Source organism: Paenibacillus agaridevorans (genome assembly GCF_003112455.1).
Classification (GTDB): domain Bacteria; phylum Bacillota; class Bacilli; order Paenibacillales; family Paenibacillaceae; genus Pristimantibacillus; species Pristimantibacillus agaridevorans.
In genome coordinates this window covers 1-13,987 of sequence record NZ_BDQX01000115.1, presented here as the reverse complement: position 1 = coordinate 13,987, position 13,987 = coordinate 1, and the positions used below count along the sequence as shown (strand labels likewise).

Annotated in this window: 13 protein-coding genes; 11 read left to right on the top strand and 2 right to left on the bottom strand. The window is 51.8% G+C overall.

Annotated features, from left to right (window positions below):
* Position 1 precedes the first annotated feature (1 nt).
* From PAT3040_RS12095 to PAT3040_RS12070, 6 genes are read left to right on the top strand one after another with little or no spacing between them, the layout of a single operon-like run.
* Positions 2 to 973, top strand: coding sequence for a shikimate dehydrogenase family protein (locus PAT3040_RS12095; RefSeq protein ID WP_108992856.1), 972 nt, complete (start codon positions 2 to 4; stop codon positions 971 to 973).
* On the top strand, positions 973 to 1,575 hold the full coding sequence (locus tag PAT3040_RS12090; protein WP_258234954.1) for a glucose-6-phosphate isomerase: 603 nt from the start codon (positions 973 to 975) through the stop codon (positions 1,573 to 1,575). The genes PAT3040_RS12095 and PAT3040_RS12090 overlap by 1 nt, the downstream gene beginning before the upstream one ends.
* Positions 1,576 to 1,597: 22 nt before the next feature.
* Positions 1,598 to 2,545 carry a phosphoglycerate dehydrogenase gene (locus tag PAT3040_RS12085; RefSeq protein ID WP_108992855.1) on the top strand — a complete coding sequence of 316 codons (948 nt, stop codon included), beginning with the start codon at positions 1,598 to 1,600 and terminating at the stop codon, positions 2,543 to 2,545.
* Positions 2,542 to 3,414, top strand: coding sequence for a sugar phosphate isomerase/epimerase family protein (locus PAT3040_RS12080; RefSeq protein WP_108992854.1), 873 nt, complete (start codon positions 2,542 to 2,544; stop codon positions 3,412 to 3,414). Before PAT3040_RS12085 ends, PAT3040_RS12080 begins: the two co-directional genes overlap by 4 nt.
* A 2-nt stretch (positions 3,415 to 3,416) precedes the next feature.
* Positions 3,417 to 5,207 carry an L-fucose isomerase gene (locus PAT3040_RS12075; protein ID WP_108992853.1) on the top strand — a complete coding sequence of 597 codons (1,791 nt, stop codon included), beginning with the start codon at positions 3,417 to 3,419 and terminating at the stop codon, positions 5,205 to 5,207.
* Between the two features lie 39 nt (positions 5,208 to 5,246).
* Entirely contained in the window at positions 5,247 to 5,870 is a 624-nt protein-coding gene (locus PAT3040_RS12070) for a cyclase family protein (protein WP_108992852.1), read from the top strand.
* Positions 5,871 to 6,268: 398 nt separating this feature from the next.
* Here PAT3040_RS12070 and PAT3040_RS12065 read toward each other — a convergent pair whose 3' ends face one another.
* Together PAT3040_RS12065 and PAT3040_RS12060 are read right to left on the bottom strand one after the other, a co-directional pair.
* Positions 6,269 to 6,901, bottom strand: a complete 633-nt coding sequence (locus PAT3040_RS12065; RefSeq protein WP_181376579.1) for a DUF3600 domain-containing protein — start codon at positions 6,899 to 6,901, stop codon at positions 6,269 to 6,271.
* 109 nt (positions 6,902 to 7,010) lie between these two features.
* Positions 7,011 to 7,595, bottom strand: a complete 585-nt coding sequence (locus PAT3040_RS12060; protein ID WP_108992850.1) for a sigma-70 family RNA polymerase sigma factor — start codon at positions 7,593 to 7,595, stop codon at positions 7,011 to 7,013.
* A 166-nt stretch (positions 7,596 to 7,761) separates the two neighbouring features.
* Here PAT3040_RS12060 and PAT3040_RS12055 point away from each other — a divergent pair, with 166 nt between their 5' ends.
* From PAT3040_RS12055 to PAT3040_RS12035, 5 genes are all read left to right on the top strand, one after another.
* Positions 7,762 to 8,748, top strand: coding sequence for an ABC transporter permease (locus PAT3040_RS12055; RefSeq protein WP_258234953.1), 987 nt, complete (start codon positions 7,762 to 7,764; stop codon positions 8,746 to 8,748).
* A 38-nt stretch (positions 8,749 to 8,786) separates the two neighbouring features.
* Positions 8,787 to 9,698, top strand: coding sequence for a carbohydrate ABC transporter permease (locus tag PAT3040_RS12050; RefSeq protein ID WP_108992849.1), 912 nt, complete (start codon positions 8,787 to 8,789; stop codon positions 9,696 to 9,698).
* 103 nt (positions 9,699 to 9,801) lie between these two features.
* Complete coding sequence (locus tag PAT3040_RS12045) at positions 9,802 to 11,373, top strand: ABC transporter substrate-binding protein (protein ID WP_108992848.1); 1,572 nt, start codon at positions 9,802 to 9,804, stop codon at positions 11,371 to 11,373.
* Positions 11,374 to 11,470: 97 nt separating this feature from the next.
* Positions 11,471 to 12,826 (top strand): hypothetical protein, encoded by a 1,356-nt coding sequence (locus PAT3040_RS12040; protein ID WP_108992847.1) that lies wholly within the window; start codon positions 11,471 to 11,473, stop codon positions 12,824 to 12,826.
* A 90-nt stretch (positions 12,827 to 12,916) separates the two neighbouring features.
* Positions 12,917 to 13,987: DEAD/DEAH box helicase (locus PAT3040_RS12035; protein WP_108992846.1), on the top strand; the 1,071-nt coding region annotated here is incomplete at its 3' end.

The window sequence follows — 13,987 nt, the reverse complement described above, 5'->3', positions numbered from 1 at the left end:
GATGAAGCTACCGGAAAAGGCTGTACGACCGACCATGTATTTCATCGGAGTGACGACTGGCCAGTCATCGATTATGAACTTGTTTCCGCTATGGGCGGAAGAGTTGGGATTAAAGGATGCGCAAATAAAGGGCATTGATATTGGCATCCATGCCGATCCGGAATTGTACCGGCAAGCGGTTGATTTTATTAAGAGGGATCCGCTTTCGCTCGGGGCACTGGTCACGACGCACAAAATTGATTTGTACCATGCAGCCAAGGATTTGTTTGATACGCTTGATGATTATGCCGATATGTTCGAGGAGGTTTCCTCGATCTCAAAAAATGGAGAATCGCTAGCCGGACATGCCAAGGATCCCATTTCTAGCGGACTGTCGTTGGAGGCGTTTGTTCCTGCGCGGCATTGGGAGACCAGCAAGGGTCAAGCAATGATTATGGGAGCGGGCGGAAGCGCATTGGCGATTGCCGGCTATTTGACGAAGAGGGACCATGGGAGCAATGTGCCGGAGCGGATTATTATTACCAACCGCAGTCAGCAACGGCTCCATGCAGCGGAGCAATTGCTTGGCCGAATAGAGACGCCTGTTAAGTTCGAATACCGGCTTTGTCCCGAGCCGCTTGACAATGATCGGGTGCTTGCCGAGATGCCGCCGGGCTCGCTTATCGTTAACGCTACAGGGCTCGGCAAGGATCGACCGGGCTCGCCGCTGACGGATCATGCGGAATTCCCTATGAATGGTCTGGTATGGGAGCTGAATTACCGGGGGGAGCTCGATTTTAAACATCAGGCGTTGTCTCAGCAGGCCGGCAAACAGTTGCGGGTAGAGGATGGCTGGATTTATTTTATTCATGGCTGGACCCAGGTCATTGCAGAAGTATTCCACACGAGTATTGAAGGCGAAAGGTTCGAACGATTGGAACGTATCGCTATGGAATTGCGAAATGCCAGCAACCAGGAAGGGGGCAAATCTTAATGGCAGCAGCTTATTCCGGAGCGGATATCATGACGAACCCGCTTTCGCCTTTTACTGTATATTTCAGCCTTAATAATGGACTTTCCAATACTAGGCCATCTCTGAAGCGCTACCTGTCGCAAATGAAAGGCATGTATGCGGATGATGAGGCGTTGGATCAACTCATGCAAGGATCAGATCCGCTTGTATACGAATTTCATGAGCTCGGCATCCCTGAGTCGGACGGCAATTTGGCCTTCGGAACAAGTATTGTATATCCGGGCAAGGTGGGCAATGAGTTTTATATGACCAAAGGACATTTCCATACGATATTGGATACGGCAGAGGTTTATTATTGCATCGGGGGCAAAGGCTTGATGCTGATGGAAAATCCGGAGGGCCAATGCGACGTTCAGGAATTTACGCCGGGGAAGGCTGTTTACGTGCCCGGAAGGTATGCGCATCGAAGCATCAATACGGGCGATGAGCCGTTGATTACTTTTTATGTATTTCGCGCGGATGCGGGCCATGATTACGGGACGATTGAAACGAAGGGATACCGTAATATAGTCGTAGAGCAGAACAAAGAGGTCGTTTTGTTGGACAATCCCAAATGGAAATAATGGTGACGGGGAGGGATCGGCGATGAGCAAAAGGAAAAAGGTGCTGGTAACGCCGCGTTCTTTCGGGAAAAACAGCATGATGCCGATCGAGATGCTGCGGGCACACGGATTTGAAATTATAGCTAATCCATATGGACGCATATTAAGCAAGGCGGAAATGCAGCAATTGATAGCGGATGTGGATGGTGTCATTGTAGGAGTGGATCCGCTTGACCGCGATGTACTGGCAAGCGCCTCAAAGCTGAAAGCGATTTCTAAATATGGAGTTGGCACAGACAATATTGATCTAGAATACGCTAGGCAAACCGGCATTCCGGTTACAGTGACAACAGGAGCCAATACCGAGGCCGTTGCGGACTACACCTTTGCTTTGATGCTCGCAACAGCCAGAAAGGTAGCATACATCGACAGACAGTGCCGCTCTAATCATTGGAAGACAGTGACTGCCACTGATATGTATGGGAAGACGCTTGGGTTAATCGGACTTGGCGCCATTGGACAGGCAGTCGCGAGAAGGGCAGCGGGCTTTGGCATGACGATCATTGCGTATGATGTATATCGCAATGAGGAGTTTGCGCAGGAACGGGGCCTTCGCTATTGCGATACGATCAGGTCGCTCCTGGAGGAGGCGGATTTTATTAGTCTGCATATGCCTTTAAACGAGAAAACGGCACGAGTCATAAACAGGGAGGCATTCGGCTGGATGAAGCCCAATGCGGTCATTGTCAATACGGCACGAGGCGGGCTAATCGATGAGGATGCGCTAATAGAAGCGCTTGGCAGCGGACGTATTTGGGGGGCTGGAATTGATGTTTTCGAACAGGAGCCGCCGAACAATCCCCAACTGCGGCAGCTTGATAATTTAATTATCAGCTCTCATTGCGCGGCGTCTACCCTTAACGCCGTTGATAATATGGGAATGATGGCTTCGCAGCATATTATCGATCTTTTGGAGGTGTCCGGATCATGAAACTGGGTATTCACGCTTATGCCTGGTGTTCGCGTTGGAGCAATGAAACGCTGCACTTAATTGACAGGGTAAAGGAGCTGGAGCTGGATTTTATTGAAATTCCGCTCATGACGCTTGATAAGTTTGATGCTGCAGCGGTGAGGCGCCGCTTGGAGGATGCCGGACTTGACGCAGTTACCTCGACTGTGCTGCTCGGCGATACCGATATAACAAGTACGGATGCGTCGATTCGACGAAAGGGCGTCGACTATCTCAAAGAGTGTATTACGGCGACGGCTGCGATAGGGAAAACCAATTTCTCGGGAGTCGTCTATTCGCAGCATGTAAAGGCGGCCTCTGCGCCGCCAAAGGAACAGGAATGGGGCTATGCAGCCGAGTGTCTTCGTGAGGCTGCAATTTATGCTCAAAGCCATGGTGTACAGATCGGACTGGAGCCGGTTAACCGGTATGAAACCTATCTGGTCAATACATGTGAGCAAGCGCTGAAGCTAAAAGCGATGATTGGAGAGCCGAATATTAAGATTCATCTGGACACTTATCATATGAATATGGAAGAAAAAAGCTTCTATGAAGCAACAAAAGCCGCGGGAGCCGACCTGATTCACTATCATCTCTGCGAGAATGATCGGGGGATTCCTGGAACGGGGCTTGTCCATTGGGATGATCTGTTCCGTGCGCTTGGCGAGTTGAACTATAAAGGATATGCTGCGCTTGAGTCGTTCGTGGACGTGACCGACAACATGAACACTTGGGTATGGAGGCGGCTGGCCAGCAACGGAGATACGCTCGTTCGTGAAGGAGTTTCTTTTATTAAAAGTTTGATGAAGAAACATGGTCTGTCCGGCACACATGAAGGATTGGGGGGATAGGCATGATATCATTGCAAAATCGCTACTCGGGCGGTTTTCCCGCAATCGGAATACGTCCAATTATTGATCGCAGAAAACTGGTCAAGGCGGCGCTGAAGGACATGACGATGGAGCTTGCGCACAATGTGGCGCAACTGCTGACGGAGACTCTTAGACATCCGGATGGCAGTCCGGTGCGCTGCGTCATTAGCGATACATTGATTTCCGGTGTAACCGAGGCTTCCCGTTGTTCCGCGCAATTTGCCAGAGAGGGCGTTGGCCTCATGATTTCAGTTGCGTCAGGCTGGTGTTATCCCCTGGAGACGATGGAGCTGGATCCGCAAATTCCTCACGCTATCTGGGGCTTCAATGGAACAGAGCGCCCGGGGGCTGTGTATTTGGCGGCGCTGCATGCGGCCCATAATCAGAAGGGGATTCCTGCATTCAAAATATATGGTAGAGATGTGAAGGATCTGGATGACACTTCAATACCTGCGGACGTAAGTGACATGCTGCTCCGATTCAGTCGTGCGGGTCTTGTTGTAGCTATGCTGAAAGGAAAATCCTATCTATCTATTGGTTCGGTTTCGATGGGTATTGCAGGTTGTATTGTGGATGACAGCTTCTATCAGCATTATTTCGGAATGCGCAATGCTTATGTCGATATGACCGAGGTGACAAGACGTATAGAACGTGGCATCTTCGATCCGGAGGAATACGTGGCTGCGCTTGATTGGGTGAAGGCGAATTGTATAGAGGGAGACGATCCCAACCCGGAGGAGATGCGGCTCGAGAGGTCTGTAAAGGATCGCAATTGGGAAACGGTGATCAAGATGGCACTCATCACGCGTGACCTGATGATTGGAAATCCAAAGCTCGCGGCGCTTGGCTGGGAAGAGGAAGCATATGGCTATAATGCAATAGCTGCAGGCTTTCAGGGACAGAGGGAATGGACGGACCATTATCCTAGCGCTGATTTCTTGGAAGCAATTCTAACTTCCTCCTTTGATTGGAATGGGACGAGGGAGCCCTATATTGTTGCAACAGAAAATGATAACTTGAATGCGATCACAATGCTGTTTGGACATTTGCTGACTAATGCGGCTCAAGTATTCGCTGATGTAAGAACATATTGGAGCCCCGAAGCGGTAAAGCGGGTTACCGGGCAACAGTTAACGGGAATTGCAGCAGACGGCATTATACATTTAATTAATTCGGGTCCAGCGGCTCTAGATGGAACAGGGGAGCAGAAGATCGATGGTAACCCGGCCATGAAACCATTTTGGGATCTTACAGATGATGAGGTGACAGATTGCCTGCAGGCTGTTTCCTGGCGCCCTACCTACATGGACCAATTCGCAGGAGGCGGTTATTCGACCGACTATACGACCAAGGGTGGAATGCCGGCTACAATGGTGCGTATCAATCTGATCGAGGGGATTGGTCCTGTCCTGCAGCTAGCTCAAGGCTACACGGTAGAATTGCCGTCTGATATGCATGACAGGCTTGATCAGCGGACAACTCCTACCTGGCCTACAACTTGGTTTGTACCTGACCGTATAAAGGATGATCCTGTATTCGATGATGTGTATTCTGTCATGGAGAACTGGGGTTCCAATCATTGTGCTGTCTCCTACGGACATATCGGTGCAGACTTGATTACGCTGGCGAGCATGCTGCGTATCCCGGTCAATATGCATAATGTACCTGTGAAGCAATTGTTCCGTCCAAGCTCCTGGAGCGCCTTCGGGACCAAGGATCCTGAAGGCGCAGATTACAGAGCCTGCACGGCGTATGGTCCGCTCTATAAATAAAGAAACAAGCCTAAGAGAGTAGAATGAAGGGGGATAAGCTTGAGCCGTATCTATGATATAAGCATGACCATTAAAGAAGATATGCAGGTTTGGAAAAACAGTGAACATAAACAGCCATCGATTACAAATGTCCAAAATCATCAACAAGGCAAACCTCATGAAAGCAAGATATCATTGAATGTACACACAGGTACGCATGTGGATGCACCGTTACATATGCTGGAAAATGGAGCAACTATCGAAACGATCACCATGGAGCAGCTTGTAGGAACTGCAAGGGTGTTGGATTTAACCAAGATCCGGGGAGAGATCGCCAGACAGGACCTGCTTCCGTTCAACATTCAAGAGGGGGAGAGGATTTTGTTGAAAACGGCCAATTCCTTCACCGAAGCGTTTGATCCCGAATTTATCTACCTTCGCGAGGATGGTGCGGCTTATCTGGCGGAATTGAATGTGTCGCTCGTAGGGATAGACGCACTTGGGATTGAACGCTCTCAGCCGGGTTATCCTACGCACCGTACATTAATGGGGCGGAATATCGTCATCGTCGAAGGTTTGAGACTCCAAGACGTTCCGCCAGGAGCGTATACATTAATTGTCGCACCGCTCAAGCTAACCGGAATCGACGCGGCTCCTGCGCGAGTACTCCTTATTGATGGGTAAAGAAAAATCATACACAATTCACCAAATAGGCCGGCACCTGGCCAAACGTGTATGAAAATTCATACACAATCCACCAAATAGGCCGGCTCCTGGTCAAACGTGTATGAAAATTCATACACAATCCACCAAACAGACCGGTATCTGGCCAAACGTGTATGAAAATTCATATACAATTCACCAAACAGCCGGCATCTGGCCAAACGTGTATGAAAATTCATACACAGTCCATCAAATAGGCCGGCTCAGTGAAAACGGAATGCTGGACGCCCCGGTTTTGGGTGAATGTTAAGTGGCAGGCATCCGCCTCGCCACTTTCCTAAAAAAGTAAAAAAGTTGGACGGAATTGCGTTTTTCCGCCCAACTTTTTTTGAGTCTTATGGGACGACCCCTTCTATCTTTTATGAATGGTTTCGCGCCGTTTCAATGCCCAGTTTTTCAAAATACGGTTGGATTTCCTCGCGAAGGCGACTCAATTCCTTCTGTTCTGCCGGCGAGAGACGCTCCATGTGAAGGCTTCCGTCGCTATCCGATACCTTTGCTTCATACTTTTGCATGGCCTGCACAAGCTGGACGAACGCGGACAACTCCTCTCCGTCCAGCTTTTTTTCGGCCATGGCCAACAGTTCGTCCGCAAATTGATTGCGCTCTTCGGCATCGCGCGAAGCTTCCGCTTCGCTCAGTTTTGCGAGCAGCGGCTCCAGTCGGCTTGTCCAATGGAGGTAGCTTTCATAATCCGCGTCCGACAATTGCTCGGGAGTCGGAGCTTCGCCGTCGCTGCCGTATTTCAGAACCAGACCGCCGAGGTTTTGAAGCAGCAGCATAAACTCCTCAAAATCCTCCGGGGCCAGGCTTTGCTTTGTTTCCGCCAGTCTTCTCTCCAAATCTTCGTAACGCTGGGCATTCAAGCCTATTCCCTCGGCTTGCTTCTTTGAACCGTAAATCGTATCGGCCCAATACGTATACCCGGCGTAAGCACCCGTCGGAATCAATAGCACGGCGGATAAAACTCCCGCGATCAACCATTTTTTCATAGGTTTGCTCCTTTGCCCAATCTGTTTTTTCCAAATGGATTCTTTGAGATAGGCCGACGGCTCCGTTTGTTCCAAAGCGCGCAGCCGCAATTCCTCCCTAAGCTCCCGTTCAAGATTCATGCAGTTCCTCCACCTTTCCCGTTTGAAATAACCCGAGCTGCCGCTTGCGGCGCAATGTTTGTAAAGCGGCATGAATACGCGATTTGACGGTGCCCAGGGGAATGCCTAAAATCAGGGCGATCTCCTCCTGCGTGTATTCGTGAAAATAATGCAAAATAACAGTCTGCTTCAGCTTGTAAGGAAGCTTCTCCACGTTTTGCGCCAAGGAGTTACGGGATAGCCGATCTGTAATGTCGCCGGAAAAATCGTATTCCGCCGTTTGCTGCACCGCTTCCGCTTTTTTTGCAATTCGAAGCTGCATCCACCTCTTTCTTCGATGATTCCTGATTTGCCGCATCGCAATGCCCATAAGCCAAGGCCGAAAAGGCCGGGCGGGATCATAGCGTGGAAAAGAACGGAACATCGCCAAATAAATATCCTGAACGACGTCGTCCGCCTCGGATGCTTCGCGGACCAGGAAGCGAACGGTCTGGTAAACCTCCCTGACGGTTTCCGAATACAAGCGGCTGTAAGCTTCTCGGCTGCCGGCCAGCGCTTCGGCCGCGAGCTTTGAATGTTCGATGGAGCGTTCCATCCGTTGTCCCTCCTTCTCTCTGCACTCTTTATTGGGGCTTGTATCGATTTCCGTTCGATTTATTTTTATAAGACAACTCATTATCCATCACATTCATCAAGGAATAGATCATCGCTCTATGACCGTCCGCATCCTATACTAGGTTCATGAGAGAGGAAGTGGACACATGGAGAAATCGATGAGAGAGCGGGGCGGCTCGGCCTCGGAGGCGATGCCCAGGAAAAAGCGAACCGGGTTCGCGCTATGGCTGCATCAAATGTGGAAATATAAATATTTGACGTTCATGCTTCTCCCTACGGCATTGGTCATTCTGGTACACAGCTATCTTCCGATGTTCGGCGTGTTTATCGCCTTCAAGAACATTAATTATATCGACGGCATCTTCGGAAGCCCTTGGGTGGGAACCTCCAACTTCGACTTCCTGTTCTCGTCGGGCTCGCTGATCCGCATTACGAGGAACACCATTTTGTACAGCCTGGCGTTTATGGCCGTCAATCTCGTCTTGTCCGTCGGCATCGCGGTCGCGATTAACGAGCTGCGCAGGAAGTTTCTGGCGAAGAGCTATCAGACGTTTATCATCATGCCCAACTTCTTGTCCATGGTCGTCGTCAGCTACCTGGTTTACGCGTTCCTGCATCCCGACTTCGGCTTTATGAACATGACGGTGCTAAAGTGGTTCGGCATCGATCCCGTCTACTGGTACACGGAGAAGGCGTTTTGGCCTTACATTCTGATTCTGGTTAACGCCTGGAAGGGAGTCGGCATCGGCGCGGTCATCTATATCGCGGCCATCGCCGGCATCGATCCCGAATATTACGAGGCGGCGATTATCGACGGAGCGTCCAAGTGGAAACAAATGATTCATATTACGCTGCCGTCCATTCAGCCGATTATTATTATCATGACGATTCTATCCATGGGCAGCATCTTCAGCGCGGACTTCGGCCTCTTTTATCAAGTGCCGCAGGATTCCGGAGCGTTGTATCCCGTCACCGACGTCGTCGATACCTACGTATACCGCTCGCTGATGAAGATGAACGATATCGGCATGTCCTCCGCGGCGGCGCTTGTGCAGGCGGTAGTCGGATTTATTATGGTCATCGCAACCAACGCGGCCGTACGCAAAATCAACAGGGAACAAGCGTTGTTCTAACGCTAAGCGCCGCGAAGACATTACGAGAGGTGAACCTTATGCTAAGTCGAACGAGCCGAAGAGAGAACAGTCTCACCCCGTTCTCGAGCGCCATCCTGAATATCGCTTTTATTATCCTGTCGCTGATTTGTTTGCTGCCCGTCTTGCTTGTCATCATCGTCTCTTTTACGCATGGCGATTCCATTTTATCAAATGGCTACAGCTTCTTGCCAAGCCGCTTTTCTCTAATTGCTTACGATTCCCTGTTTAAGGATTACGGGATGGTGTTCGGCGGCTATGCGGTCAGCATCGGCATTACCGTGGCAGGCACCGTGCTCAGCGTCATGCTGATGGCGCTGTACGCCTACCCGATCTCGAGGAGCGATTATCCTTACCGCAACGCATTTACGTTTTTTCTCTTCTTTACGATGTTGTTCAACGGCGGCATCGTGAGCCGGTACCTCGTTTATACGCAGGTGCTTGGCATCAAAGATTCTTATCTATCGCTTATTTTGCCGCTCTTGATCGTGCCGTTTAACGTCATCATCATGCGGACGTTTTTCCAGACGACGATCCACCCGGCTCTTATCGAATCCGCGAGAATCGACGGGGCCGGCGAAATAAAAATATTCGTCCGCATCGTGCTGCCGCTTTCGTTGCCCGTTCTGGCGACCATGGCTTTGTTTAGCACCATTCATTACTGGAACGACTGGTTCAACGCCCTGCTCTTTATATCGAGCGAAGACAAGTATCCGCTGCAATATTTAATGATGAGGGTATTAAACGACGTACAGTATTTGCGAAACAACGTCGAGCTGGCCGCACAGAATCCGACCTTGATGCAGGAGCTGCCGAATGAATCGCTGCAGATGGCGATGGCGGTCGTCGGCATGGGGCCGATCCTGCTCGTGTATCCGTTCTTTCAGAAGTATTTTGTCAAAGGTTTGACGGTGGGCGCGGTCAAAGGCTGATCCGCCGGCAAGGTTGGTAGCTTCGATCACCGCCTTAGGCGCCTTGGGGGGCGATCGTTCTATATAAGCAAGTTGACGTTTCTCACTAACGAGGAGGGTAAACATGAAACAAAGAAAACGGGGTATGCCTATTCTGATCGCGCTTGGACTTCTTATGACGATGTTGCTTCAAGCGTGTTCGGGCAACAGCGGCACGGCGGAACCTACCCAGAGCGCGGAGGCGACGAAAGCGCCGGCTGCAACGGAAGGGGCGAAGGAGCCCGAGCTCGAGCCGTATGAGGTATCTATCACATACCATGGTAAACCGGAGCGCGACGTTGCATTGGTCGAAGAGAAACTGAACGAGTTTTTTAGAGAAAAAATTAACGCTACCGTGAAGCTGAATCCGATTGTAGGAGCCGAATACAAACAAAAAACGGAGCTGATGATGAACAGCGGCGAGAAGATGGACCTTGTGTTCACGGCTTCCTGGCTGGACTTCTTCTCCAATGTAACGAAGGGCGCATTTATCGAGCTGGACGAACTGCTGGAGCAGTATGGCGCGGGCATTAAGGAACAGTTGAATCCGCTCTATCTGGAAGCGCCGCGCCTGGACGGCAAACTGTACGCCGTTCCGACGAACAAAGAAATTACGCAAAGCCGGGCCATTACGATGCGCAAAGATATCGTCGACAAGTATCAAATCCCGCTGGAATCCATCAAAACGACAGCGGATCTCGAACCGTGGATGAAGGTCATCAAAGAAAGCGAGCCGGACATCATCCCGAACTTCGTATCCGGCGGCGGCGGAGACGGCGCCATGTACGAGCAAAACTCCAACTACCGTCCGGTTGGACCGACTCCCGGCAAGCTGGCCTTGTTCTTCTACGATTACACGAAGTCGGACAACATCAGCATCATCTCCGCGCTCGACCAGCAGATCGTCGATATCAACAAATCCGAGTTCGAACGCGCCCGCAACTGGTATGAGCTGGGCTACACGAACAGCGATGCGGCGACTTCGAGCACGAGTATCGGGGATGTGCGCAAGCAAGGCAAGATCTGGTATCAAAACGCGGTCTGGAAGCCGGGCGCGGACATCGAACTTAATCTGTCCACGAACAACCAGTTCGAATTTATATCGAACGTCATCGACGAGCCAATCGTTACGACGGATCTGACGACAGGCTCCATGTTCTCCATCTCCCGCACGTCCAAGGATCCTGCGCGCGCCATGATGGTGCTGAACTACCTGCATACCGACCCTTACGTGGTCAACCTGATCGTTAACGGCATAGAAGACGTGCATTACAAAAAAACAGGCGATAACCGCATCGAGCCGATCGCGGATTCCGGCTACGGCACGACCGGCCTGTTCTGGGTCATCGGCAACCAAATGATCAATTACTTGAAGCCGGGTCAGCCGGACGACCTCTACACGAACTGGATCCAGTATAACAATGAAGCGAAACGTTCTCCGCTTCTGGGCTTCGTCTTTAAGGATACCAACGTAAAAAATGAAATTACGCAGTTGACCGCGATCGCGACGGAGTACAAGGCAATCAGTACGGGCGGCATCGCGAATCCGGTAAAATTGCTCGAAGAACGCAACCGGAAGTTCGAAGACGCGGGCATTGAGAAGGTCAGAGCGGAAATTCAAACGCAAGTTGACGCTTGGAAAGCTGCGCAGAAGTAATTTTTTGATGGAAGACGGGGCTGTCCCGGGGGTCCAGGCGGATCCCCTCGGACAGCTTTCTTTCTTAGAGAGGTCGTTCAAAAAGGAGAGAAGCCGCATGGTTAAACCGCAAAATTTGATCTACACGTTCGTCAGCTATGCCGCGCATTACGATACGCCTTGGGGGAAGGGCGTCGCCGTCGACGGCATCGACCGGACGGCCGCGATCGCCCACAAGCACGGGGTGCCGGTCACCTGGATCGTGAACAAGGGGTCCGTGCCCGTATTGAAGGAGAGGATCAACGATTGGCATGAGCGGTACGGCGATAACGTGATTTTGCAGACGCCCTTTTTCATCGAGGATTGCGGCGCGGACAAGTCGGTGTTCAAGTCGAAGCTGGAAGAGGCATGGGCTATCGTGGAGAGTGCCTTCCCATGGGCAAAGACGAAGGTAGCGGGCCGGGGCAAAATCTGCAACGAAGTTATCGAAATCCTGGAGGAGCTTGATTTCCAGGGAATGTGGGGATACTGCTGGGAGCAGGTATGGTGGGACGGCATTACGCATAAGGGCATTCCCTGGGGCTCTTGGTACGTAGACGGCAAGCGTTACAAAGCGCCTCATTCCGGCAAGGGCAAGATTGTCGCTTGCGAATGGACGGCTCGGGATCTGAACTTGACGTACCACTCCCGCAGCCCGGTGATCTATTCGACCGACCCTAACGACGTGCTGAGGGCAGGTTTGTGTACGGGCGAGGACATCGAATACTGGAAAAATCTATTTGCCAATTATTTGGACAATACGGCTCACAACGATCAGGTGTTTTTCCTCCAACAGCAGGAGGCGCACGAGATGGAATACGGCGAGCGCTTTGCGGTATTCCCGGCTTCGCATGTAGACGCTTGCGCGGATATGCTGGAACTTTTTTTTGCCCACATTACGAAATATCCCATTACCTTGACGACGGTGCCTCGGGCAATGGAGTTGTACCACGAGCATAATGAAGAGACGGCGCCGGCCTATATGCTGACCCAAGATACGTTGATCCGGCCCGGGACGAACGAATATACGTTGACGATGGGCGGAGCAGGCTCGGGGCCGTGGCCGCGCACGCTGCTGTATTACGACAAGGAATGCCAGCTGGCGATCGTGGAGGGCGAATGCGTGCCGAGGACGCTTCGCAGTTATGTGGGCCAGGGCAATATGGCCGATGAATTCGAAGAGAAACCTCCGGGGCTGTTTGTTGCGGGCTATGAGAAGACGGAAGAGAGGATTGCGCTGGCGTTCGAGATCGGCTACTGGAAGCCGATGCCGATGGGGTTGGCTTATTGGGATGATCTATCGGGCTATGAGGTGCTGTCCGTCTCGAAAGGCGTTACGGCGAAGCTGATCGGAGACAAGGTCGCGTTCCTGCGGCTGCAATTGACCGGGGAGCCTCGGAAGGTGGAGCTTGTGCTCGCAAAGAGAAGGAAATAACGGATTGTTCTCACTAGCGTCCCGATTGTGGTATGATGTGAGGAACGACCCTCACCCATACCAAAATACTTGAGGAATGTAGGAGAACACATGAATTTCAATGAATTGCAATTAATGCCTGAAATTTTGCAGGCTTTGAAGGAAGAACAATTGACGCAGCCGACGCCGATCCAAGAACAGGCGATCCCGGTCGCGTTGCACGGCAAGGACGTGCTTGGCTGCGCGCAGACGGGTACGGGCAAGACGGCGGCATTCTCGCTGCCGATCATTCAGCAGCTATGCGAGGGCCCGAAACCTCCGCACAAACGCCGGCCGATCCGGTCGCTTATTCTGACGCCGACGCGGGAGCTGGCGATTCAGATCGAGGAGAACATCTTCGCATACAGCCGCCATACGCCGCTGCGGACAACCTCCATCGTGGGAGGGGTATCCCAGAAGGGACAGGAGAGCAAGCTGGAGCGCGGAGTCGACATATTGATCGCAACGCCGGGCAGGCTGATGGACCTGATGAATCAAGGCCTTATCGATCTGTCCAAGGTACAAGTGCTCGTGCTGGACGAGGCCGACCGGATGCTCGATATGGGCTTTATTAACGACGTCAAGAAGATCGTCGCCAAGCTTACATCGAAGAAACAGACGATGCTGTTCTCGGCGACGATGCCGCCGGAGATCGCGAAGCTTGCCGACTCTTTGCTGGTCAACCCAGCCAAGATCGAAGTAACACCGGCATCGTCGACAGTGGATCGCATCGAGCAATCCGTCTACTTTGTCGACAAGCCTAACAAGATCGCCTTGCTTGCCGATCTGCTGGGCGACGAGTCGATCGCTTCGGCGCTTGTTTTTACCCGCACGAAACATGGCGCCGACCGAGTGGCTCGCGCCTTGAACCGGGTTAAGATTACGGCGCAGGCGATCCACGGCGACAAGTCGCAGAACGCACGCCAAGGCGCCCTGAACAACTTCAAGAACGGCGCGACACGCGTCCTCGTGGCGACGGATATTGCCGCTCGCGGCATCGACATCGAGGAGCTGTCGCATGTATACAACTTCAACCTGCCGAACATACCGGAGACGTACGTTCACCGGATCGGTCGTACGGGACGCGCAGGACATAGCGGCATTGCGGTTTCCTTCTGCGAAGAAGAGGAGCTGCCGTACCTC